This is a genomic window from Streptococcus mitis, from assembly GCF_946190275.1.
GTDB classification, from domain to species: domain Bacteria; phylum Bacillota; class Bacilli; order Lactobacillales; family Streptococcaceae; genus Streptococcus; species Streptococcus mitis_DC.
Window position 1 is genome coordinate 100,117 of sequence record NZ_CAMHZQ010000005.1, and the last position, 24,015, is coordinate 124,131.

At 40.7% G+C, this 24,015-nt stretch carries 17 protein-coding genes; 14 read left to right on the forward strand and 3 right to left on the reverse strand.

The window, feature by feature from the left end; genetic code table 11:
- Genes yihA through whiA form a run of 5 tightly spaced genes read left to right on the forward strand, consistent with a single transcriptional unit; the run spans position 1 to position 3,803 of the window.
- Positions 1-588 carry a ribosome biogenesis GTP-binding protein YihA/YsxC gene (gene yihA, locus N8M20_RS04550; RefSeq protein WP_001864313.1) on the forward strand — a complete coding sequence of 196 codons (588 nt, stop codon included), beginning with the start codon at positions 1-3 and terminating at the stop codon, positions 586-588.
- Positions 589-598: 10 nt separating this feature from the next.
- On the forward strand, positions 599-979 hold the full coding sequence (locus tag N8M20_RS04555) for a RidA family protein (RefSeq protein WP_001140420.1): 381 nt from the start codon (positions 599-601) through the stop codon (positions 977-979).
- A 51-nt stretch (positions 980-1,030) separates the two neighbouring features.
- Entirely contained in the window at positions 1,031-1,921 is an 891-nt protein-coding gene (rapZ, locus tag N8M20_RS04560) for an RNase adapter RapZ (RefSeq protein WP_261079232.1), read from the forward strand.
- Positions 1,918-2,895, forward strand: a complete 978-nt coding sequence (locus N8M20_RS04565) for a YvcK family protein (protein WP_261079234.1) — start codon at positions 1,918-1,920, stop codon at positions 2,893-2,895. Before rapZ ends, N8M20_RS04565 begins: the two co-directional genes overlap by 4 nt.
- Entirely contained in the window at positions 2,892-3,803 is a 912-nt protein-coding gene (gene whiA / locus N8M20_RS04570) for a DNA-binding protein WhiA (RefSeq protein WP_004262315.1), read from the forward strand. The genes N8M20_RS04565 and whiA overlap by 4 nt, the downstream gene beginning before the upstream one ends.
- Before the next feature lie 514 nt (positions 3,804-4,317).
- On the opposite strand, the gene N8M20_RS04575 is transcribed toward whiA, so the two are convergent.
- Both N8M20_RS04575 and N8M20_RS04580 read right to left on the reverse strand, forming a co-directional pair.
- Positions 4,318-4,893: a hypothetical protein gene (locus tag N8M20_RS04575; RefSeq protein WP_000593540.1), complete on the reverse strand. Its 576-nt coding sequence runs from the start codon at positions 4,891-4,893 to the stop codon at positions 4,318-4,320.
- A 549-nt stretch (positions 4,894-5,442) separates the two neighbouring features.
- Positions 5,443-6,411: an NAD(P)/FAD-dependent oxidoreductase gene (locus tag N8M20_RS04580; protein ID WP_261079236.1), complete on the reverse strand. Its 969-nt coding sequence runs from the start codon at positions 6,409-6,411 to the stop codon at positions 5,443-5,445.
- Between the two features lie 137 nt (positions 6,412-6,548).
- Here N8M20_RS04580 and cdaA point away from each other — a divergent pair, with 137 nt between their 5' ends.
- The 8 genes from cdaA (at position 6,549) to N8M20_RS04620 (ending at position 15,052) form a co-directional block, all read left to right on the forward strand.
- Positions 6,549-7,406 carry a diadenylate cyclase CdaA gene (gene cdaA / locus N8M20_RS04585; protein ID WP_261079237.1) on the forward strand — a complete coding sequence of 286 codons (858 nt, stop codon included), beginning with the start codon at positions 6,549-6,551 and terminating at the stop codon, positions 7,404-7,406.
- Positions 7,393-8,157, forward strand: coding sequence for a CdaR family protein (locus N8M20_RS04590; RefSeq protein WP_261079238.1), 765 nt, complete (start codon positions 7,393-7,395; stop codon positions 8,155-8,157). Before cdaA ends, N8M20_RS04590 begins: the two co-directional genes overlap by 14 nt.
- A gap of 24 nt (positions 8,158-8,181) precedes the next feature.
- Entirely contained in the window at positions 8,182-9,534 is a 1,353-nt protein-coding gene (glmM, locus tag N8M20_RS04595; RefSeq protein ID WP_261079239.1) for a phosphoglucosamine mutase, read from the forward strand.
- Between the two features lie 73 nt (positions 9,535-9,607).
- Complete coding sequence (locus N8M20_RS04600; protein WP_001050087.1) at positions 9,608-9,982, forward strand: DUF1149 family protein; 375 nt, start codon at positions 9,608-9,610, stop codon at positions 9,980-9,982.
- Between the two features lies 1 nt (position 9,983).
- Positions 9,984-10,832, forward strand: coding sequence for a DegV family protein (locus N8M20_RS04605; RefSeq protein ID WP_261079240.1), 849 nt, complete (start codon positions 9,984-9,986; stop codon positions 10,830-10,832).
- Positions 10,833-11,220: 388 nt separating this feature from the next.
- Positions 11,221-11,988, forward strand: coding sequence for a 4-hydroxy-tetrahydrodipicolinate reductase (gene dapB, locus N8M20_RS04610; protein WP_261079241.1), 768 nt, complete (start codon positions 11,221-11,223; stop codon positions 11,986-11,988).
- Positions 11,985-13,184, forward strand: a complete 1,200-nt coding sequence (locus N8M20_RS04615) for a CCA tRNA nucleotidyltransferase (RefSeq protein WP_314726174.1) — start codon at positions 11,985-11,987, stop codon at positions 13,182-13,184. Before dapB ends, N8M20_RS04615 begins: the two co-directional genes overlap by 4 nt.
- The gene (locus N8M20_RS04620) at positions 13,181-15,052 is read left to right on the forward strand and encodes an ABC-F family ATP-binding cassette domain-containing protein (RefSeq protein WP_261079242.1); all 1,872 of its coding nucleotides are present in this window, start codon (positions 13,181-13,183) and stop codon (positions 15,050-15,052) included. Before N8M20_RS04615 ends, N8M20_RS04620 begins: the two co-directional genes overlap by 4 nt.
- Before the next feature lie 36 nt (positions 15,053-15,088).
- On the opposite strand, the gene mntE is transcribed toward N8M20_RS04620, so the two are convergent.
- Positions 15,089-16,273, reverse strand: coding sequence for a CDF family manganese efflux transporter MntE (mntE, locus tag N8M20_RS04625; protein ID WP_261079243.1), 1,185 nt, complete (start codon positions 16,271-16,273; stop codon positions 15,089-15,091).
- Positions 16,274-16,639: 366 nt separating this feature from the next.
- Between mntE and N8M20_RS04630 the strand changes: the two genes are divergently transcribed.
- The coding region (locus N8M20_RS04630) for a DUF1542 domain-containing protein (protein ID WP_261079244.1) at positions 16,640-24,015 on the forward strand (7,376 nt) is incomplete at its 3' end.

Sequence of the window (24,015 nt, forward strand, 5' to 3'; positions counted from 1 at the left end):
ATGGAACTTAATACACACAATGCTGAAATCTTGCTCAGTGCAGCTAATAAATCCCACTATCCGCAGGATGACCTGCCAGAGATTGCCCTTGCAGGGCGTTCAAATGTTGGTAAATCCAGCTTTATCAATACCATGCTGAACCGTAAGAATCTGGCCCGAACATCAGGTAAACCTGGTAAAACCCAGCTTCTCAACTTCTTTAATATCGATGATAAGATGCGCTTTGTGGATGTGCCTGGTTATGGCTATGCCCGTGTTTCTAAAAAGGAACGTGAAAAGTGGGGGCGCATGATTGAGGAATATCTGACAACCAGGGAAAATCTCCGTGCGGTTGTTAGTTTGGTGGATCTCCGCCACGACCCGTCAGCAGATGATGTGCAGATGTACGAATTTCTCAAGTATTATGAGATTCCGGTTATCATTGTGGCGACCAAGGCGGACAAGATTCCTCGTGGTAAATGGAACAAGCACGAATCAGCAATCAAAAAGAAATTAAACTTTGACCCAAGTGACGACTTCATCCTCTTTTCATCTGTCAGCAAGGCAGGGATGGATGAGGCTTGGGATGCAATCTTAGAAAAATTGTGAGGAAAAGAAAATGGCAAAAACAATTCACACAGACAAAGCTCCAAAGGCTATCGGACCATATGTTCAAGGAAAAATCGTTGGCAACCTTTTGTTTGCTAGTGGTCAAGTTCCCCTATCTCCTGAAACTGGGGAAATCGTAGGAGAGACTATCCAAGAACAGACAGAACAAGTCTTGAAAAACATTGGTGCTATTTTGGCAGAAGCAGGAACAGACTTTGACCATGTTGTCAAAACAACTTGTTTCTTGAGCGATATGAACGACTTTGTTCCTTTTAACGAGGTTTACCAAACGGCCTTTAAAGAGGAATTTCCAGCTCGTTCAGCAGTAGAGGTAGCTCGTCTTCCTCGTGATGTAAAAGTCGAAATCGAAGTCATCGCAGAGATTGGATAAGCTAGTTGAAGTTTGGTTCTGCCAAACTTCTTTTGATATAAGGAGAAAAAGATGACAAAGAAACAACTTCACTTGGTGATTGTGACAGGAATGAGTGGTGCGGGAAAAACTGTAGCCATTCAGTCCTTCGAGGATCTAGGTTATTTTACCATTGATAATATGCCACCAGCTCTCTTGCCTAAGTTTTTGCAGTTGGTGGAAACAAAGGAAGACGACCATAAGTTGGCCTTGGTAGTAGATATGCGTAGCCGTTCTTTCTTTTCAGAAATTCAAACTGTTTTGGATGGGTTGGAAAATAAGGAAGAACTGGACTTTAAAATTCTATTTTTGGATGCAGCTGATAAGGAATTGGTCGCTCGTTACAAGGAAACCAGACGGAGTCACCCACTAGCTGCAGATGGACGGATTTTGGATGGAATCAAGCTGGAACGTGAGCTCTTGGCACCTTTGAAAAATATGAGTCAAAATGTGGTGGATACGACTGAACTCACTCCACGTGAGTTGCGTAAAACCATTGCAGAGCAGTTTTCGGATCAGGAACAAGCCCAGTCTTTCCGTATCGAAGTTATGTCTTTCGGGTTTAAATATGGAATCCCAATTGATGCGGACCTAGTCTTTGATGTCCGATTCTTGCCAAATCCCTACTATCTACCAGAACTTCGAAACCAAACGGGTGTGGATGAACCAGTTTATGACTATGTCATGAACCATCCTGAGTCAGAAGATTTTTATCAACATTTGTTGGCCTTGATTGAGCCGATTTTGCCAAGTTACCAAAAGGAAGGGAAGTCTGTTTTGACCATTGCCATGGGTTGTACGGGTGGACAACACCGTAGCGTGGCCTTTGCTAAACGCTTGGCGCAGGACTTATCCAAGAATTGGCCTGTCAATGAAGGGCATCGAGACAAAGACCGAAGAAAGGAAACGGTAAACCGTTCATGAGAAAACCAAAGATAACGGTGATTGGTGGAGGGACTGGGATCCCCGTCATTCTTAAAAGTCTGCGGGAAAAAGATGTGGAAATCGCAGCTATCGTAACGGTGGCAGATGATGGTGGTTCATCAGGTGAACTCCGAAAAAATATGCAGCAATTGACACCGCCAGGCGATCTTCGCAATGTCCTTGTGGCTATGTCGGATATGCCTAAGTTTTATGAGAAAGTCTTTCAGTATCGCTTTTCTGAAGATGCTGGAGCCTTTGCTGGCCATCCATTGGGCAATCTCATTATTGCGGGTCTGTCAGAAATGCAGGGTTCGACCTACAATGCTATGCAGTTGCTGAGTAAATTTTTCCACACAACTGGGAAGATTTATCCTTCCAGTGACCATCCTTTGACCCTGCACGCAGTCTTTCAGGATGGGACAGAGGTGGCTGGAGAGAGCCATATTGCAGACCATCCGGGCATGATTGACCATGTCTATGTGACCAATACCCTCAACGATGATACACCTCTGGCTAGCCGTCGAGTAGTGCAGACCATTCTTGAAAGTGACATGATTGTCCTAGGGCCAGGTTCCCTCTTTACCTCGATTTTGCCCAATATCGTGATTAAAGAAATCGGCCAGGCTCTTTTGGAAACCAAGGCAGAAATCGCTTATGTCTGCAATATTATGACCCAACGTGGGGAGACGGAACATTTTACAGATAGCGACCACGTGGAAGTCTTGCATCGTCACCTTGGCCGACCTTTTATCGATACGGTCTTGGTGAATATCGAAAAAGTTCCTCAGGAATATATGAATTCCAACCGGTTTGATGAATACTTGGTACAGGTGGAGCATGATTTTGCTGGTCTTTGTAAGCGAGTTCCGCGTGTGATTTCATCCAACTTCCTTCGTCTGGAAAATGGGGGTGCCTTCCACGATGGGGATTTGATTGTGGACGAGTTGATGCGGATTATACAGGTGAGAAAATGAGTTTCACAGTAGCAGTAAAAGAAGAAATCTTAGGTCAACACCATCTGAGCCGGCATGAATTATCTGCCATTATCAAGATGTCTGGCAGTATCGGTCTCTCGACTTCGGGTTTGACCTTGTCAGTTGTGACAGAAAATGCCAAACTGGCTCGTCACCTCTATGAGTCTTTTCTCCATTTCTACGAAATCAAATCGGAAATTCGACATCACCAAAGAAGTAATCTTCGTAAGAATCGGGTCTATACCGTTTTTACAGATGAAAAAGTGCAGGACTTGTTGAGTGATTTGCACTTGGCAGACTCCTTTTTTGGTCTGGAAACAGGTATTGATGAGGAGATTTTATCAGACGAGGAAGCCGGTCGTGCTTATCTTTGTGGCGCTTTCTTGGCAAATGGAAGCATTCGTGACCCTGAGTCAGGTAAGTACCAGTTGGAAATCAGTTCTGTCTATTTGGATCACGCGCAAGGGATTGCCTCACTTCTCCAGCAATTTTTACTGGATGCCAAGGTGCTTGAACGTAAGAAGGGGGCTGTGACCTACCTCCAGCGAGCTGAAGACATTATGGACTTTTTGATAGTAATCGGAGCCATGCAGGCGCGTGATGATTTTGAGCGGGTTAAGATTTTGCGAGAAACCCGTAACGACCTCAATCGGGCCAATAATGCCGAGACAGCTAATATTGCTCGGACAGTTTCTGCCAGCATGAAGACCATCAACAATATCAGCAAAATCAAAGATATCATGGGCTTAGAAAACCTGCCAGTGGATTTGCAGGAAGTGGCGCAGTTGCGGATTCAGCACCCAGACTACTCTATCCAGCAGTTAGCAGATAGCCTCAGCACCCCTCTGACCAAAAGTGGTGTCAATCACAGACTCAGAAAAATCAATAAGATAGCCGATGAGTTATAAAGATATAAAACACCTCTTTCTTGACAATTGAACAGAACATGTGAGATAATAAATAAGAATTGAGAAGTTCTAGCATTTTAGTGCTAAAACAGAAATCCCCTCGGTACTGCAATACCAAGGGGATTTTTTCTGGGTTAGATAGCACTAACCAGGAAAGTTACTTGTCGAAGTGATCGTCTAACCAACGAGTCACCATCCATGAGATGATACTCTCGATGACTGCGATAAGTACTATTTTGAGAAGTTCTGGCATCTGTAATACCTCCTTTTCCAAGGAGTATCGTTAGTGCCATCGTTATGATATCACATGCTCTATCAATTTGATAGGACATTTTTGCTTTTTGAAAAAGAAGGGGAAAGGCAAAAAGCAATGTCATTAAGTTAAGAAATTTAGCTCTTTAAAATCAAAAACGCATAATATCAGATATTGAAAACCGTGATACTATGCGTTTTATTGTGAGAAAATTTATTTCATTTTCTCCTGAAATTGAGTTTTTACCCAGTCTCTAATGAGTTATTTCCAAGTGACCAGTTCGCTCCAAACGCTAACATTCGATATAGTAGAGGTTTCACCAGCTGGAACCCATTTGTTGGTGCCTAAGTATCTAACTTCTAGTTTACGAACGTTTACTGTGTAAGATGCTTTTAGTCTAATATAACCATAAGTGTAGGGTGGTACGTTATGGGAGACTGAGTGATTTAAACTAAGTCCAGCTCCAGACTCCGGAGCAGAAAAGCTAACACCTGCACCTACAGTCAGAGTAGCTCCAGCTTTTCCACCATAGGCAGTTGAACTTACAGGACCTGATGTGGTGCTTTTCTTGTAAGAGTGAGAGTATTTAGTTCTATAGTCTGCAACACCAGTTGCATTAGAACGAGTCTGATACGTAGATTTAGACTCTAAATAGGCGTCTCTAAGTTCAGTTGTATAAAATGACAATAACTCTCCTGTGTTGATATCTTTTACAATACGATTAGATACAATTTCATAATTTGTACCAGGATAGACATCAGCAAAAACCGTAGATGTTGTGACTAAGAATAATAGACTTGATAGTAGAGAGAAAAACAATAGTTTCAGTTTAATCATAACAAATTTCCTTTCTTCATGAGTAAAAGATTATTTTTTCAATCCTTTGAAAGTTATAATGCAACCCGAAATAATACTGAGAGTTCCTACAGGTCTCCAATATAGTTGCCAAAAGAATAAATTTATTCTTTCTTTCAGTGTTGCATAGGGTTCGGCATAATAGGGGTTGATGTGAAATAATAAAAAACCAAAACATAAAACTATGATTCCAGTTAAGAATAAAATGTCCTTATTTACTTTCCTCATAAAACCTCCTTTTATTTTATTTAAAGCGCTTTCTATTATTAGTATACGTCAAAAAAAGAAAAAAACAAGTCTATTTATTTATTTTTTTATATGGTATAATAGAATAGTTGGAGAGTTTTTATATAGCTTTAAAAGGCTGATATGAATACTTTGTATAATCTAATGATTCTTCAAAAAATTTCTTATTCAAACAAGAGCAAAGAGAAGGTGGGCTGCATATCAGAAGTTAGATGTATTTCTGTCTAACTTTTGAGGTGTAGTTCATTTTAAAACCACGAATCCTATGTGACTCGTGGTTCTTTTTTATAAACTGGTTGAGTGTTTTGGCTGCACTTTTTGCTCAGGGTCAATGTAGTTGATGGCATTGTTGACAGCGGTTGGAGCTTCTCCGAGGCCTGTCGCAATCAGGTCAATTTTTCCGTCATAGTAGCAGCAGTCTCCGATAGCATAGATACCTGCTTGGCTAGATTCTTGCTTGCTGTTGACAATAATCTTGTGACGATTGAGGTCCAGACCCCAGTTTTTGAGGTTACCGACAGAAGATTTGAAACCATAGTTGACAAAGAGGTGGTCTAGGTCAATCGTTTCTGTTTCATCAGATTTAACTTTTGTGATTTCAAGTTTATCGAGCGTTTTTCTATCTCCAAGGAGTTTGCTAGGGACGAATGGTGTCTTGATGGTTACAGATGATTCCTGCAAGGCTTGGACACTGTGCTCCAAGGCGCGGAAATTATCTCTGCGGTGGACAAGGGTAGTTGGTGCGATTTTTTCAAAAGCCAAAGCCCAATCTACAGCTGAGTCTCCTCCACCAAGAATTGTCACTTTCTTCCCAGCATATTGCTGGATGTTGGAAACGTGGTAGTGGATATTTTCATAGCCCTCAACGCCTTCTAGTTCCAGCGGACGTGGTTTAAAGGCACCGCCACCCATAGCGATGATAACAGTTTTTGATAGGTGACTTCCTTTAGAGGTTGTAATCTTAAATCCCTCTTCTTGTTTTTCAATCTCAAGAACAGTTTCATTGAGATGAATAGGGGTATCAAAGCCGTTTAACTGTTCAATTAAGCGGTTGGTCAATTCTTCTCCAGTCAGATTTGGGAAACCTGGGACGTCTAGGATTTCCTTTTCAGGATAGAGAATAGCAGGTTGTCCACCTAGTTGGGGAAGGGAGTCGATGATTTGGACCTTGGCTTGGCGTAGATGGGCATAGAAAGCTGCAAAAAGCCCGACGGGACCACCACCTACAATGGTAATATCATAGAGTTGAGACATGGTTTCTCCTTTGTTTTTTCTAGTCAATTTATTTTATCATATTTTTCATTAATTTAAAATGAAGTAGGATAGGGAAAAAAATGCCAGAAAAATGGTATAATAGAGAGGAACGTGTTTGGACAGAGAGGAGACAGCAGATGAACTTTCAACAATTATCCAACCTGCAATATTGGACTAGCTTGTTTTCTAGTCCTTGGAGTATTGCCATCAATCTGTTTGATATTTTGATTGTGACCTATGTTTTGTATCGTTTTACAAAAGCGATAGCTGGCACCAAGATTATGATTTTGGTGCGGGGGGTCTTGATCTTTGTATTAGCTCAGGTTGTGGCCAATATCCTTGGTTTAACAACGATTTCTTGGTTGATTAATCAGATTATCACCTATGGGGTTATTGCGGCGGTTGTTATCTTCTCTCCAGAGATTCGGACTGGTTTGGAACGTTTGGGAAGGGCGACAGATTTCTTTTCTACTACTCAAATTAGTGCAGAAGAGAAAATGATTCGTGCCTTTGTTAAGTCAGTTGAATACATGAGTCCCCGTAAAATTGGTGCTTTGGTTGCCATTCAACGAGTTCGGACCTTGCAAGAATACATCGCGACAGGAATTCCCTTGGATGCCAAAATTTCAGCAGAACTCCTTATCAATATCTTTATTCCCAACACTCCCCTACACGATGGTGCTGTGATTATCAGAGAAAATCGAATCGCAGTGACCTCTGCCTATCTGCCCTTGACAGAAAGTACAGGAATTTCCAAGGAATTTGGGACCAGACACCGGGCGGCTATCGGCTTATCAGAAGTGTCCGATGCCTTGACCTTCATCGTCTCAGAGGAAACAGGTGGTATCTCTATCACCTACAATGGGATTTTCAAGCATGATTTGACGATTGAAGAATTTGAAGCAGAGCTACGAACAATTCTTTTGCCAGCTGTTGAGGAAAAAGTCAGTTTCAAGGACCGTTTGCTAGGAGGTTGGAAATATGAGAAAAAATAGTCTATATATCATTTCATCTCTCTTTTTTGCTTGTGTCTTATTCATCTATGCAACATTGACTAATTTTCAAAATAACAATACCGCAAGGCAGGTCAAATCAGAAACCTACACCAATACGATAACGAACGTTCCTATCGATATTCACTATGATGATGACCAGTATTTCATTAGCGGATTTGCATCAGAGGTTTCAGTGGTACTGACAGGTGCCAATCGTGTGACCTTGGCCAGTGAAATGCAGGAAAGCACTCGTAAGTTTAAGGTCACAGCGGATTTGACAGATGCTAGTGTTGGAACGATTGAAGTTCCCTTGAACATTGAAAATCTTCCAAGTGGATTGACCGCTGTAGCAACGCCTCAAAAGATCACAGTGAAAGTTGGGAAGAAGGTTAAGCGAGATGGGATGATTGTTGTGCCACAAGTTGACCAAAGCCAGATTGATCCCAAGCTACAACTTGATAGTGTAACCGTGTCCAATGAACGCGTTTCGGTCACGACTGACCAGGAAACATTAGCTAAGATTGACAAAGTTATTGCGCTTTTACCAACCAGCGAACGCATAACAGGTAATTACAGTGGCTCAGTACCTTTGCAGGCAATCGACCGCAATGGTGTTGTCTTACCAGTAGTTATCACTCCGTTTGATACAACAATGAAGGTGACTACAAAACCAGTAGCGCCAAGTTCAAGCACAAGCAGTTCGTCGGAGACATCTTCGTCAACGAAAGCAACTAGTTCAAAAACGAATTAAAAATAGGAAAAGGATTTTATAAAAATGGGTAAATATTTTGGGACTGATGGAGTCCGTGGAGAAGCTAACCTAGAACTAACGCCAGAATTGGCCTTTAAACTAGGACGTTTTGGAGGCTATGTTCTTAGTCAACATGAAACGGAAGCACCGAAAGTCTTTGTAGGACGTGACACACGTATTTCAGGGGAAATGCTAGAATCTGCCTTGGTGGCAGGACTGTTGTCTGTGGGGATTCACGTATACAAACTAGGTGTTTTGGCAACGCCAGCAGTAGCTTACTTGGTCAAAACAGAGGGAGCAAGTGCAGGTGTCATGATTTCTGCTAGTCATAATCCAGCCCTTGATAATGGGATTAAGTTCTTTGGTGGTGATGGCTTCAAACTAGATGATGAAAAAGAAGCAGAAATTGAAGCCCTGTTAGATGCTGCAGAAGATACTCTTCCTCGTCCAAGTGCAGAAGGTTTGGGAACCTTGGTAGATTATCCAGAAGGCTTGCGTAAGTATGAAGGATACCTTGTTTCAACTGGAACTCCTCTTGATGGAATGAAGGTTGCCTTGGATACGGCTAATGGAGCAGCTTCTACCAGTGCCCGTCAAATCTTTGCAGACCTTGGTGCTCAATTGACGGTTACAGGGGAAACACCAGATGGTCTTAACATCAACCTTAATGTTGGTTCAACCCACCCAGAAGCCCTGCAAGAAGTGGTTAAAGAAAGCGGGTCAGCTATCGGTTTGGCATTTGATGGAGACAGTGACCGTTTGATTGCTGTTGATGAAAATGGTGAGATCGTTGATGGTGACAAGATCATGTACATCATCGGGAAATACCTTTCTGAAAAAGGACAATTGGCCCAAAATACAATCGTGACAACCGTTATGTCCAACCTTGGCTTCCACAAGGCCTTGGACCGTGAAGGTATTAACAAGGTAGTCACTGCAGTTGGCGACCGCTACGTTGTTGAAGAAATGAGAAAATCAGGCTACAACCTTGGTGGTGAACAGTCTGGGCACGTCATCTTGATGGATTACAATACAACAGGTGATGGCCAATTATCTGCTGTTCAATTAACAAAAATCATGAAGGAAACTGGTAAGAGCTTGTCAGAGTTGGCAGCAGAAGTAACCATCTATCCACAAAAATTAGTCAACATTCGAGTGGAAAATGCCATGAAGGAAAAGGCTATGGAAGTGCCAGCTATCAAGGATATCATCGAGAAAATGGAAGAAGAAATGGCGGGGAACGGACGTATTCTTGTTCGCCCAAGTGGAACAGAGCCCCTTTTGCGTGTTATGGCAGAAGCGCCTACAACAGAAGAAGTGGACTACTATGTTGATACTATCGCAGACGTAGTTCGAGCTGAAATCGGGATTGACTAAATCCTAGAAAACTAGATGAAAATAAAAAATTATGGTACAATAGCTTATAATATTGTAGCCAAGGGAGAAAGACATGAATCTTAAACGTGAACAAGAATTTGTTAGTCAGTATCATTTTGATGCGCGTAATTTTGAATGGGAAAATGAAAATGGAGCTCCTGAAACTAAGGTGGATGTGAACTTCCAATTGCTCCAACATGATCAAGAAAATCAAGTGACTTCCTTAATTGTCATCTTGACCTTTATGATTGTATTTGATAAGTTTGTCATCAGTGGAACCATTTCACAGGTAAATCATATCGATGGCCGTATTGTCAATGAACCAAGTGAATTGAGCCAAGAAGAAGTGGAAACTTTGGCTCGTCCATGTTTGAATATGCTCAACCGTTTGACTTACGAAGTAACTGAAATTGCATTAGACTTACCAGGAATCAATTTGGAGTTCTAATATGAAACTAGCTGTTATCACAGATTCTTCTGCCTATCTCAGTGCAGAGATCTTGCAAAGAGAAGATTTGTATGTCTTGGATATTCCTGTCAATATTGATGGTGAGGAGTATGTCGAAGGTATCAATCTGACTGCTGAGGAATTTTACCAAAAAATGGCTCAGGCTTCTGAATTGCCTAAGACCAGTCAACCAAGTATTGCCAAGTTAGATGAAATCTTAACTTCGCTCAAAGAACAAGGTTATACCCATGCTTTGGGGCTTTTCCTATCTTCTGGAATTTCAGGTTTTTACCAAAATATCCAGTATATGATAGATGAATATGAGGGCTTAACCATTGCTTTTCCAGACACTTTGATTACAAGTGCTCCTCTGGGTATCATGGTTGAAAGCGTCTTTAACTGGCGAGATCAAGGAGATGATTTTGCTATCATTCAGGATAAGCTAGCCATTCAAATCAGCCGTACGTCAGCTTTTATCATGGTAGATGATTTGGATCATTTGGTAAAAGGTGGACGTCTTTCAAATGGGGCTGCGATTTTGGGTAATCTGCTAAGCATTAAGCCAATCCTTTATTTTAACGATCAAGGTGTGATTGAAGTTTACGAAAAAGTTCGTACTGAAAAGAAAGCAACCAAACGCTTAATTGAAATTATCAAGGAAACAACGGCTTCAGGCCAATATCGGGTCATTGTCATTCACGGAAATGCTCCTGAAAAGGCTGAAGAGTTGCGTCAACACTTGCTTGAATCTGGAGTGGGTACGGATATTTCACTAGCTACATTTGGTAGTGTCATTGGGACACACCTAGGATCAGGAAGCATTGCTCTGGGTTATATTCCAGTGATTTAGTTGGCGCTTCTAGGCTAGTTAAGATGCCTTGTATCTTAGCAATTGAACACGGGCTACCTGCCTCTTGAAAAAAGATGCCTGTCTTGCCTTTCGTGGAAAGTCAGCGCAATTCCCTATTTTTCATGGGTAGCTAATGTCCTTTGTATCTTGATAATTGAACACGCCTGGAACCCTCTGTGAAAAAGATAGATTTTCCAAGGAGTAGACACTTCTTGATCAAAACTCCTATTTTCACTTTGTGTTCCTACAGGCTTTGTATCTTAGCAATTGAACACGGACTACCTGCCTCTTGAAAAAAGATGCCTGTCTTGCCTTTCGTGTAAAGTCAGCGTCATTCCCTATTTTTCATGGGCAGTTAACGTCCTTAGTATCTTAGACAGGAGTAGAGATGAGTATTCGAGTAATTATTGCTGGTTTTAAGGGAAAGATGGGTCAAGCTGCTTGCCAGATGGTCTTGGCTGATCCAGACTTGGACTTGGTAGCAGTTTTGGATCCTTTTGAGTCTGAGTCAGAATGGCAGGGAATTCCTGTTTTCAAGGATAAGGTTGATTTAGCAGACTTTGAAGCGGATGTCTGGGTAGATTTTACTACTCCAGCTGTTGCCTATGAAAATACACGCTTTGCTCTTGAAAATGGCTTTGCTCCAGTAGTTGGAACGACGGGTTTTACAAGTGAAGAAATTGCAGAGCTAAAAGCATTTTCTCGTACCCAAGATTTGGGGGGCTTGATCGCTCCTAACTTTGCCTTGGGTGCTGTCTTGCTCATGCAATTTGCGACGCAGGCAGCCAAATATTTCCCAAATGTGGAGATTATCGAGCTTCATCATGACAAGAAAAAGGATGCTCCGAGTGGAACAGCTATTAAAACAGCTGAGTTGATGGCAGAAGTTCGAGAGTCTATTCAGCAAGGTGCGCCTGATGAGGAAGAATTGATTGCAGGTGCCCGTGGTGCTGACTTTGATGGCATGCGGATTCACTCAGTTCGTTTACCAGGCTTGGTAGCCCATCAGGAAGTCATCTTTGGCAATCAAGGAGAAGGATTGACCCTTCGTCATGACTCCTATGATCGCATCTCCTTCATGACAGGGGTGAATTTGGGAATTAAAGAAGTTGTCAAGCGTCATGAGCTTGTCTATGGATTAGAACACTTATTATGAGATTAACGCAAATGCCTTCTGAATTTCAGAAGGCTTTACCAGTATTAGAAAAAATTAAAGAAGCAGGTTTTGAAGCTTATTTTGTTGGGGGCTCTGTTCGAGATGCCCTCCTCAATCGTCCCATCCACGATGTGGATATTGCGACATCTTCCTATCCAGAAGAAACCAAGCAGATTTTTCCGCGAACAGCCGATATCGGAATCGAGCATGGAACGGTCTTGGTTTTAGATGGCGATGAGGAGTATGAGGTAACGACCTTTCGGACAGAGGATGTATATGTGGACTATCGTAGACCCAGCGCGGTTTCCTTTGTTCGTTCGCTAGAAGAAGACCTCAAGCGCCGTGATTTTACAGTCAACGCCTTTGCCTTAGATGAGACGGGGGAAATCGTTGACTTGTTCCATGGTTTAGAAGATTTGGAAAACCAAGTCTTGCGAGCAGTTGGAGTGGCTAGTGAACGTTTCAACGAAGATGCTTTGCGTATTATGCGTGGTTTTCGTTTTCAGGCTAGCCTTGGCTTTGAACTTGAGTCAGAAACTTTTGTAGCGATGAAGACTTTGACGCCACTTTTGGAGAAAATTTCTGTGGAGCGTACCTTTGTTGAGTTTGATAAACTCTTGCTGGCTCCCTTTTGGAGAAGGGGCTTGGCTTCCATGATTGAGAGTCAAGCTTATGACTATCTCCCTGATATGGCAGCTAGCCAGGACAAGCTCAACAGACTGTTTGATTTAGAGATTGATTTCACTTTTGAATCTTCTGAACAAGCCTGGGCAGCTCTACTGTGGGCTTTGGAGATTGAAAATGCGCAGCCATTTTTGAAAGCTTGGAAGACCTCACGCCAGTTTGCCAAGCAGGTACAGGATTTGCTGACTATTTTGGCTCTGCGTGAAAAGGGAGAATTGAGCAAGCGCGATTGTTACCGCTTTGACTTGGCTTTGCTTTTACAGGCTGAAAATCTTCGTCAGGCTCAAGGGGAACCAGTCAACCCACAAGCCATCACTGAAACTTACCAGAGTTTGACCATTCATGATAAGAAAGAAATTCAGATCAATGGCGGTATTCTGATTAAGGAATATGGCTATCAACCAGGTCCAGACTTGGGAGAGATTTTAACAGAGATTGAGTATACCATTGTCGATGGAGAATTGGAAAATGACCGACAAGCCATCCATGCTTATCTAAGGGAGAAAAAATGAGTGATTTTATCGTTGAAAAACTAAGTAAATCCGTCGGTGACAAGACCGTTTTTAAGGATATTTCCTTTATCATCCATGACCAAGACAGAATTGGTTTGATTGGTGTCAATGGAACAGGGAAGACCACCCTTTTAGATGTTCTTTCTGGTGTTTCTGGCTTTGATGGGGATGTTAGTCCATTTTCAGCTAAGAATGATTACCAGATTGGTTACTTGACTCAAGATCCTGATTTTGATGATAGCAAGACGGTTTTGGATACGGTTCTATCAAGCGACCTCAAGGAAATCCAGCTCATTCGTGAGTACGAGTTGATCATGCTCAACTACAGTGAGGACAAGCAGGTACGTTTGGAACGGGTCATGGCTGAAATGGACTCTCTTCAAGCTTGGGAAATTGAGAGTCAGGTCAAGACGGTTCTTAGTAAGCTGGGTATTCAGGACTTGTCGACTCCTGTTGGGGAATTGTCAGGTGGTCTAAGAAGACGGGTCCAGTTGGCGCAAGTTCTTCTTGGCAACCATGACCTCTTGCTACTGGATGAGCCGACCAACCATCTGGACATTGCGACCATCGAGTGGCTGACCCTCTTTTTGAAAAATTCCAAGAAGACCGTCCTTTTTATTACCCACGATCGTTATTTCTTAGATGCGCTGTCAACACGGATTTTCGAGTTGGATCGCGCAGGCTTGACAGAGTATCAGGGCAATTATCAGGACTATGTTCGCCTCAAGGCGGAACAGGATGAACGCGATGCGGCTCTTCTCCATAAAAAGGAACAGCTTTATAAGCAAGAATTGGCCTGGATGCGCAGACAACCGCAAGCTCGTGCGACCAAGCAGCAGGCTCGTATCAATCGTTTCCATGACCTGAAGAAAGAAGTTTCAGGTGGAGTTGCTGAGACAGACTTGGCCATGAACTTTGAAACCAGTCGGATTGGTAAAAAAGTCATCGAGTTTCAGAATGTTTCCTTTGCCTATGAAAACAAGCCTATTTTGCAAGATTTTAATCTCTTGGTGCAGGCCAAAGATCGTATTGGAATCGTTGGGGACAACGGTGTGGGGAAATCAACCCTACTCAACCTGATTGCAGGAAGTCTTGAGCCGACAGCAGGACAAGTTGTGATTGGGGAAACAGTTCGCATTGCCTATTTCTCTCAGCAAATTGAGGGATTGGATGAGAGTAAGCGAGTGATCAATTACTTGCAGGAAGTGGCAGAAGAAGTCAAGACCAGTGGCGGTTCTACGACTTCCATTGCAGAGTTGCTGGAGCAGTTCCTCTTCCCACGTTCGACGCATGGAACCTTGATTGAGAAATTGTCTGGTGGAGAGAAAAAACGTCTTTATCTCCTCAAACTGCTCTTGGAAAAGCCAAATGTTCTCCTCTTGGACGAGCCGACAAATGATTTGGACATTGCAACTTTGACAGTTTTGGAGAATTTCTTGCAAGGCTTTGCAGGTCCTGTCTTGACAGTTAGCCACGACCGCTATTTCTTGGATAAGGTAGCGACCAAGATTCTCGCTTTTGAGGATGGCAAGATTCGTCCATTCTTTGGTCATTACACGGACTATCTTGATGAAAAAGCCTTTGAAACAGAGATGGCTAATCAAGTACAAAAGGCTGAAAAGGAAAAAGTAGTCAAGGTTAGAGAAGATAAGAAACGCATGACCTATCAAGAAAAGCAGGAGTGGGCAAGTATCGAAGACGATATTGAAGCCTTGGAAAATCGTATCGCTGCGATTGAAGAGGAAATGCAGGACAATGGCTCTGACTTTGGTAAGCTAGCGACTCTCCAAAAAGAATTGGATGAGAAAAACGAAGCACTCCTTGAAAAATACGAGCGCTATGAATACCTAAGTGAATTTGATAGCTAGAAGAATAGAAAAATCCCGTCTCATGACAGGATTTCTCTATTCTTTTTTGGTTTCTTGGTGAAAGATATTTTGCCAAGTTTCGTGGCGACGCCAGATACTGGTATGGACAATTCCGTCCAATTCATAGCAGATGAGTTTGGTTTTCTGACTGATGGAAGTGATTTGGATGTCCTTGATAGCAGAGTTCAATTCTTTTTCAGCCTTATAGGCCTCTTTATCCATCTGTTCTCCATCTTGACGAATATAGACAAAATCGTCAGCCAAGAGTTCTTCCAGTTGATTTCCCTGATCAATCAATTGTTCGCGCATAAGCAATTTTTTATAGACATTGTCTAAAATCTCATCCTCAGGGATAGGTGCTGGCTCGATATGGACATCGGTATCAAAGACACCAAAACGTTCTTCCAACATAGACTCAACTTGATCTGCAATCTCGTGGCTCTCATAAACCGACAAGTCAGGATTCATTTCTAGCGTAATATCAAGGTAGATATTGCTACCGTAGGTACGACCTCTTTGGGACTTAACCTTGCTGATTTTGGGAATTTCCATAATGGCCTTTTGATATTCCTCAAGCAGACGGTCATCAAAACCATCTGAAAGACTAAAGGAAGACTCGATAAAGATATCATAGGCAGTTTTCAAGATAAAGAAGGTGATGATGATAGCAACCAGTTTATCCACAATGGGATAATTGAAACTACTGGCTAGGATGGCAATGCTAGTACCAAGTGAGGTGACAGCATCAGAAAGATTGTCCTTTGCTGCGGCCTTAAGTGCTTTGGAGTTGGATTTCTTACTGAGGCGAGTATTGTAGAGATAAACTACAAACATAATCGCTGCAGAAATGATTCCTAGGGTTGCACCAAGAGGGTCAATGACCGTGTCTTCATGACTGAGAATTTTTTGAATGGTATCCTGAAGTACATCGAAACCGACATAAAACATGATGATGGAAGTGATTAAGCTTGCCAAATCCTCAATCTTCCAGTGGCCAAAACGGTGGTCACGGTCTGCAGGCTGGCGCGCCATCCGAATCCCAATCAAGAGGGCAACATTTCCAATGATGTCCGAGACGTTATTAAAACCATCGGCTACCAAACTGGATGAATGAAGAAGATGGCCAGTAGCCAATTTGGCTGCAGATAAGAGCAGGTAGGTCGAAATACTGATAATGGCCCCACGTTCAGCTAACTTGAGATTTGAAATAGATTGCTTCATTCAACTTCCTTTCTAGTCATATAGCATTCTACCATTATACTGGTTTTCAAGGGAAAATTCAAATCACTTGAGCTACTTTATTCGATAGTTTTTAGTATAGTCATCAGCTGCTTGGTTTTGTAATATTTATGCATAAAACCATATAAAGATAAAAAAATGAAATTTGATGCCAATCCGAAAAGAGCCTAAAAGCTTTTTTTTTTTTTGCGAAAATTTAAAGTTAAATGACTTGCATATATATTAAAAATAAAGTAGAATAGTTCATGTGGGAACTCACATTGAATACCATTATTTGCCGCTACTTTAGTAGACGGCTAGTTTCGTGTGAGGAACAAAAATAAACTTCCAAAAGGAGATCCTAAATTAATGGAAAACAAATCATCAAAGAATCTACGTCGCGAAAAGGTGACGCGCTATTCAATCCGTAAGTATAGCTTTGGTGCGGCTAGTGTAGCAGTTGCTGCTCTTTTCATGTTCTTAGGGAACGGAGCTGTATCGGCTAACGAACTCAGCAAGACAGAAGGACAAGGACAAGGGCATGAAAAGTCTCTTGAAAATAATGAATCACAAGTCGTAAATGAATCGTCTAAACCAGCCTACCTTGCTCCAGCAGCTCCAGTAGCTCCAATAGTAGAGAATACTGTTAAACCAACAGAAGGCGCTCCTGTAGAAAAAGCAGCTGCAGAAGAACCTACTGCTAAACCAGCAGAAGCAACAACTCCAGCTTTGGACAAAACACAGCTTAAAAACTACATTTCAGAAATTGAATCAAAAATTTCGGCAGGCAAGTATGCGACTAAAACAGAGGAGAGTGTAGCTCTTTTGACATCTGAATTAGCTTCTGCTAAATCAGTTCTTGAATCTGCAACTAGTCAAGAAGAATTGAACCTAGCTTACAGAAATCTTGTCACTACAGTAAGCTCAAAATTAAAGAACAAGCCCAAAAAAGAAGCTCCGAAAGTAGACACTACTAACGGACAACCAACTGTAGGTAAAAAAGCAGAAAATACTGATAAAAAACCAGACTCTAACTCAATCGAAAACTCAGGCTCTCATGATCCACGTAACGGGAAAGTGTTAGATAAAGATAATGTGTTCCGTACACCAACAACAACACCAAACTCAAATAATACTATCAGTTATACGATTGATTTTTCGAATACTGATAGAAAAGAAATCTATCTATATAATAAAGAAGAGGCTAATGTTGAAATTACTGTAAATTCAACTAATGGAAGAATAAGAGAAGCTCTTATTAAAAAAGGTGGAAATAGAGATTATATAGCTACTTCTGACCCAGCAGTTGTTGAAGATGGTTTTGGATGGAGATATCATCAAATTATAGCCGAAACAGATAGTACAGCAACAGTTAGAATTACGGGGCAGGCTAATGAGAGATATATGGCATTGCCTAGATATAATAAAGAAGCAAATCAGCACGCTGAGATAGCTACAAGTTATCTGAAGGTAACAAATAGTAACGGGGATACTGTTAGCGGAGGAGCTACAAACATTAACGACCCTGGATACTTTAAACTGTATTTAGAATCTCAAACTAAAAAGTATGATGTTACAGATTTAACAGGAGCTACACGTATTACTGTTAATGATATCGATAATATTACAGCAACAGATTTAGCAACGATTAAGTCAAGATTGAAATTAGAGTATTCTTCTACAAATGATGACGAACGACTTGCAAGTCTAAAAGGTACAGCAGTGACTAATCCTACTTCATTAATTGATACTGTTGCAGTATCGACGACTGAACCTAGCAAGCTTGTTGTAACATATGTAGATGGTTCTGTAGATACAATTGAAAAAAGTAAAGTTTTAAATGTAAGACCAAAAGGGATTTTCCCATTCTCTAATCCTACTGCAAAAGAAATTTATGTTTATAGAGGAGAAGACACGAATCTTGAATTTGGTGTAACAGATGATTCTGGTAAAATTAAAGACCTTCGTATCGTACAAGGTTCAGCAAACATTAGTAATTCTGGTGCGGCAAGAGGACAGGTTAGGGATGAATATGGCTTAACAATGACTTCTGAAACGAATGAAAATGGTATTGTTGCAACAACGGCTAAGCCAGCTATCACAAGAATCACAGGTAGAGTGTCAGATACGATTAATGGAAATCGAAATTATACAGGTAATTTAATTACGAGATACTTGGTTGCGGAAGATTTAGATGGGGCGATTTTCTCTTATCCAGATAATAATAGGAATCTAGAACAAGAGGGTGCTTTCAGACTGGTAGTTCGTGAACAAACTCAAAAATATGATGTTCAACTTCAAGGTGCTGAATCGAATAAAATAGCAGTTGCCGATGTAAATAACCTTTCAACAGAAGATTTTGAGAAAATTAAAAGTAACATTAAAATCGTTTACAACACAGCTGATGATGCAAGATTAAGAGACAAAGAAGAAACAAAACCTGGCAAATTAGTAGAAAACGCATCGCAATATATTCAATCTATTACTAATTCTGGAAATAATATTGTAGTGACTTATAAAGATGGTTCTACAGATACAATTGAAAAAACATCAGTTCTACGCTCTGCACCTGGTCCAGTCGTAACTAGAACGCAATCAAGAAAATCTGTTCTTAGAGAAGATGGAGTTTTATCGACAGATAGAACTTTAAGCGGGACAGGAACACCAGGAGCTACTATTAAAGTATCAGTAAAAGATGAACAAAATCCTAATCAATTAAGAACTTTATATGATAATGTTACAGTAGGAACAGATGGAAATTGGTCAGTAGATCTTACGCATGGATTATATAGTAATATTACTGATCAAACACAACTTTATCCAAGAGAACCTCTTTCAGTTACTCAAACAGTAAATGGATTAGAAAGTGTTGAAACAGTAGTTCCGGTTGCCTTAGGAGCTTCTAAAGTTTTACCATCTGAAGCTTCAAAAGATGGAGCTAGTGTGGTTGCAGGAAGCAACAAATTAGTCGTAAAAGTTCCACATGACGCAGGAATAGCTTATGTTGATTATAAAAATAAAGAAACGGATGCAAGAAGTGAGTTAGCCTTCAAACGTGAAAATAAAGATAGTCAATGGACTATGAAAGATGCTTCTAAAGCAACGATTACGTCTGTTACTTCAGATGGTTTCTATGATACTGTAACATTAGAAATGAAAGAAAAAATCAAAGAAGGAACAGATGTACGAGTTATTTCAAATATTTTTGATGGTAAGTATTCAAGTCCAGTGGGTTGGGTTTCAACGCCTGTAAGCAACGAAAAACCAACACTTACTTCTACAAATGGTCAAACAGAAACTACAGTAAATGTAGGAGATACTGTTGATCCAATGTCACTTGTTACTGCAGCAGACCATGAAGATGATAAGAATGCAACACTTGGAACAAAAGGAACAACTGAAGTTGTTTCAGTAAATGGTGATGAAACTGTTAAGACTATTGATACAACAACTGCGGGAACTTACGTTGTTAAGTATAAAGTTGTAGATAGCCAAGGAAAAGAATCAGACGTATTAACGCATACAGTAATTGTGAATCTTGATAAACAACCTGCTATCAATGCAGTAGAACAAGCAGCTACTGCACAAATTGAAAAAATTAATGGTAACACAGCTGCAACCAAAGAAGAAAAAGATGCAGCAATTGCTAAAGTAAACAATGATAAGAAAGCAGCTCTTGATGCAATTAATGCTGATACTGTTAAAACTCAAGATGCTCTAACGCAAGCACAAAACACAGGAACAACTGCAATTAGCAATGATAATCCAGAAACAAGCGTAAAAACAAACGCTAAGAATGCTATTGATCAAGATTTAGCAAGCAAAATTTCAGCAATTGAAGGTCGCCAAGATTTATCAGAAGCTGAGAAAACAGAAGCTAAAAATAAAGCTACAGAGAAAGCAACAGCAGCAAAAACTGCTATTGAAAATGCGGCAACAACTGCTGATGTAGAAACAGCTAAAAATAACGGAACTACAGCAATCAACGACGTTACACCAGTAGCGAAAGCTGCAGCGGTGAAAGCAATTAATGATGAATTAACAGCTAAAAATACTGAAATCGAAGGTCGTAAAGACTTAAGCCAGAAAGAGAAAGATGATGCTAAAGCAGAAGCTAAGAAATTAGCAGATGCACAGTTAGGCGAAATTGCTAAACAACCTGACGCAACGGAGACACCAGATGCAGCAACAACAGCTCAACAAGCAGTAGATGCAGCGAAAACTAAAGGTGTAGCAGATGTTAAATCTGTAAATCCATTAGCTAAAGATGCAGCTAAAGCGGATATCGAAACAGCTCGTCAAAATAAAGTAGACGGTATTACGAACAATAGTAACTTATCTCAAGCAGAAAAAGATGCGGCAATCGCTAAAGTTAACAAAGCAGCAGAAGATGCAACAAAAGCAGTAGATGCAGCAACAACAGCAGATGCTCTTACAACAGCTAAAGGTAACGGAACTACAGCAATCGACAACGTTACTCCGGTAGCAAAAGAAGCAGCTAAACAAGCAATCGCAGATGCTTTAAATGGAAAAGATGGTCAAAAAGGAAAACTTCAAGAAATTGAAGAACGTACAGACCTAACTGATGAAGAGAAAGCGGCAGCTAAGAAAGATGCTCAAGATAAAGCAAATGCAGAATTAGCGAAAATTAACGCACAACCTGATGCAGCTAATACACCAGCTGAAGCGACAACAGCTCAAGAAGCAGTAGATGCAGCAGGAACAAAAGGTGCAGCAGATGTTAAGTCTGTAAATCCAACAGCCGTTAAGAAACCAGAAGCTAAAAAAGCAGTTGAAGCAGCGCGTAAAACAAAAGAAGATGCAATTAAAGCGGATCCTAATTTAACACAAGCAGAAAAAGATGCGGCAATTGCGAAAAATAATAAAGCAGCAGAGGATGCGACTAAAGCAATTGATGCAGCAACAACAGATACAGCAGTAGAACAAGCTAAGACAGCTGGTACCGGAGAAATCGCAAAAGTCAACCCAGTAGCGAAAGAAAAAGCAAAAGAAGCAATTGCAACTGCATTAACAGCTAAAAACAATGAAATCGATGCCCGTAAAGATCTAACAGATGATGAGAAAACAGCGGCAAAAGCAGAAGCTAAGAAATTAGCAGATGCAGAAACTGCAAAAATTACTGCACAACCTGACAATGCAGAAACTGCGGACGCTGCAACAGCAGCACAAAAACTTGTTAATGATGCGAAAGATAAAGGTGTTGGCGATGTAACAGCAGTACGTCCAATCGCTAAAGAAAAAGCTAAACAAGCAATTGCAGATGAATTAACTAAGAAAGAAGCAGCAATTGATGGTCGTACAGATTTAACCACTGAAGAGAAAGCTGCAGCTAAGAAAGATGCTCAAGCAAAAGCTAAGAAAGCAACAGATGCAATCACAGCGCAACCAGCTGTAGTAGATACTGAAGAAAAAGCTACAGCAGCTCAAGGGGCAGTAGATACAGCGAAAACTACTGGAGTATCAGAAGTTCAAGCAGTAAATCCAACAGCGGTTAAGAAACCAGCAGCTAAAAAAGCAGTAGCAGATGCATTAAAAGCAAAAGAAGCAGCAATCGATGCACGTACAGATTTAACAGATGCAGAGAAAAAAGTAGCTAAAGATGCAGCGAAAGCTAAGGCTGATGCAGCAACTAAAGCTATTGATGCAGCAACAACAGATGCAGCAGTAGATACAGCTAAAACAGCAGGAACAGATGATATCGCAACGGTAAATCCAGTAGCTAAAGAAGCAGCTAAAAAAGCAGTAGCAGATACATTAAAAGAAAAAGAAGCAGCAATCGATGCACGTACTGACTTAACTGATGAAGAAAAAACAGCAGCTAAGAAAGACGCAAAAGATAAGGCTGATGCCCAATTAGCTGAAATCGCTAAACAACCAGATAACGCAGCTACACCAGAAGCAGCAACAGCAGCACAAACAGCAGTAGATACAGCTAAGAAAACAGGTGTAGATGAAGTTACAGCGGTAAATCCAGAAGCAGTAACTAAACCAACAGCTAAAAAAGCAATCGAAGATAAATTAGCAGAGCAATTAGAAACAATTGCTAACACTCCAGATGCAACTGATGAAGAAAAAGCAGAAGCAGCTAAAAAAGCAACAGATGCAGCTGAAGCAGCAAAAGCAGAAGTTGACAAAGAAACAACAGATGCAGCAGTTAAAGCTGAAAAAGATAAGGCTGTTGGAGAAGGAGATACTAAAGGTACAATCGATCAAGCAGTTCCTGTTGTAGAAGACAAACCAAATGCACGTAAAGCAATTGATGAAGAAACAGCAGCGAAGAAAAAAGAAATTGATGCTCGTACAGATTTAACTCCTGCATCTAAGGAAGTATTAAAAGCTAAAGTAGATAAAGTTGCGAAAAAAGCAAAAGAAGGAATCGATGCAGTAAGCAGTGTAGAAGATGTTAATACAATAGAAGAAGCTGATAAGACGGCTATTAGATCAATTGGAGAAGTGAACAGACCGATTGATAAAGTGTTAGTTAAAGATCCAAGCACATTAACAGACGAAGAAAAAGCTAAAATCTTAGAAGAAGTTAAGAAAGTTAACCCAACAGCTAAAGAAGTTAAATATGATGATAATGGAAAAATCGAAGTAACAACAGAAGCTGGCGATAAAGGAATTATCAATCCGACAAAATTAGCGAAAACTGAGGACCAATTAGATAACGGTAAAGGTGGAAATGACATTAACAAACCACTTGATAAAGTTATCGTAAAAGATCCATCTAAGTTAACAGATGAAGAAAAAGCTAAGATTGTTGCAGAAGTTGAAGAGGTAAATCCAGATGCTATCGTAACAATCGATGAAAATGGAACTGTTTCTGTTTCTACTCCAGATGGTAAAACTGCAGCAATCCCAGCAACTGATTTAGTAAGAACTAAAGAAGATACTTCTAACCTAGATGCAGGAAATAGTAAAATCGTTAAACCAGCGGATAAAGTAGTTGGAAACCCAACAAATCCAGACGATAGAGCTACAGTAGAAGAAAAACTAAGAGAATTAAATCCTGAAGCTAAATCTGTTATATTTGATGAAAATGGAAATGCAACAGTGACTCTAAAAGACGGTACTACAGCAACAATTCCAGAAGTTGATTTATTCAAATCAGAAGCTTACTTGACAGAACCAAACGCAGGAAACGACATCGTAAAACCAGCAGATAAGACTGTAGTATCAAATCCAGATGCTCTAACTCCAGAAGAGAAAAAAGCAATCGAAGATAAAGTGAAAGCAGTAAACCCAGAAGGAACAGCTGTAGTAGTAGACGATAAAGGAAATGCAACAGTAACAACACCAGAAGGGAAAACAGCGGTAATTCCAGCAGCAGACTTAACAAAATCAGCAGAAGAAGCAGCTAAGCCAAACGCAGGAAACGATATTGTAAAACCAGCAGATAAGACTGTAGTATCAAATCCAAATGCTCTAACTCCAGAAGAGAAAAAAGCAATCGAAGATAAAGTTAAAGCAGTAAATCCAGAAGCAACTGTAGCAGTAGACGACAAAGGAAACGCAACAGTAACAACACCAGAAGGGAAAACAGCGGTAATTCCAGCAGCAGACTTAACAAAATCAGCAGAAGAAGCAGCTAAGCCAAACGCAGGAAATGACATCGTAAAACCAGCAGATAAGACAGTAGTAGCAAATCCAGACTCATTAACACAAGATGAGAAAGATGCAATTGTTGCTAAAGTTAAAGCAGTAAATCCAGGAGCTGAAGTTGT

Bases quoted from the DNA above. Each gene is read 5' to 3' on its own strand.
- yihA (WP_001864313.1), top strand. From the start codon at position 1: ATGGAACTTAATACACACAATGCTGAAATCTTGCTCAGTGCAGCTAAT.
- N8M20_RS04555 (WP_001140420.1), top strand. From the start codon at position 599: ATGGCAAAAACAATTCACACAGACAAAGCTCCAAAGGCTATCGGACCA.
- rapZ (WP_261079232.1), top strand. From the start codon at position 1,031: ATGACAAAGAAACAACTTCACTTGGTGATTGTGACAGGAATGAGTGGT.
- N8M20_RS04565 (WP_261079234.1), top strand. From the start codon at position 1,918: ATGAGAAAACCAAAGATAACGGTGATTGGTGGAGGGACTGGGATCCCC.
- whiA (WP_004262315.1), top strand. From the start codon at position 2,892: ATGAGTTTCACAGTAGCAGTAAAAGAAGAAATCTTAGGTCAACACCAT.
- N8M20_RS04575 (WP_000593540.1), bottom strand. From the start codon at position 4,893: ATGATTAAACTGAAACTATTGTTTTTCTCTCTACTATCAAGTCTATTA.
- N8M20_RS04580 (WP_261079236.1), bottom strand. From the start codon at position 6,411: ATGTCTCAACTCTATGATATTACCATTGTAGGTGGTGGTCCCGTCGGG.
- cdaA (WP_261079237.1), top strand. From the start codon at position 6,549: ATGAACTTTCAACAATTATCCAACCTGCAATATTGGACTAGCTTGTTT.
- N8M20_RS04590 (WP_261079238.1), top strand. From the start codon at position 7,393: ATGAGAAAAAATAGTCTATATATCATTTCATCTCTCTTTTTTGCTTGT.
- glmM (WP_261079239.1), top strand. From the start codon at position 8,182: ATGGGTAAATATTTTGGGACTGATGGAGTCCGTGGAGAAGCTAACCTA.
- N8M20_RS04600 (WP_001050087.1), top strand. From the start codon at position 9,608: ATGAATCTTAAACGTGAACAAGAATTTGTTAGTCAGTATCATTTTGAT.
- N8M20_RS04605 (WP_261079240.1), top strand. From the start codon at position 9,984: ATGAAACTAGCTGTTATCACAGATTCTTCTGCCTATCTCAGTGCAGAG.
- dapB (WP_261079241.1), top strand. From the start codon at position 11,221: ATGAGTATTCGAGTAATTATTGCTGGTTTTAAGGGAAAGATGGGTCAA.
- N8M20_RS04615 (WP_314726174.1), top strand. From the start codon at position 11,985: ATGAGATTAACGCAAATGCCTTCTGAATTTCAGAAGGCTTTACCAGTA.
- N8M20_RS04620 (WP_261079242.1), top strand. From the start codon at position 13,181: ATGAGTGATTTTATCGTTGAAAAACTAAGTAAATCCGTCGGTGACAAG.
- mntE (WP_261079243.1), bottom strand. From the start codon at position 16,273: ATGAAGCAATCTATTTCAAATCTCAAGTTAGCTGAACGTGGGGCCATT.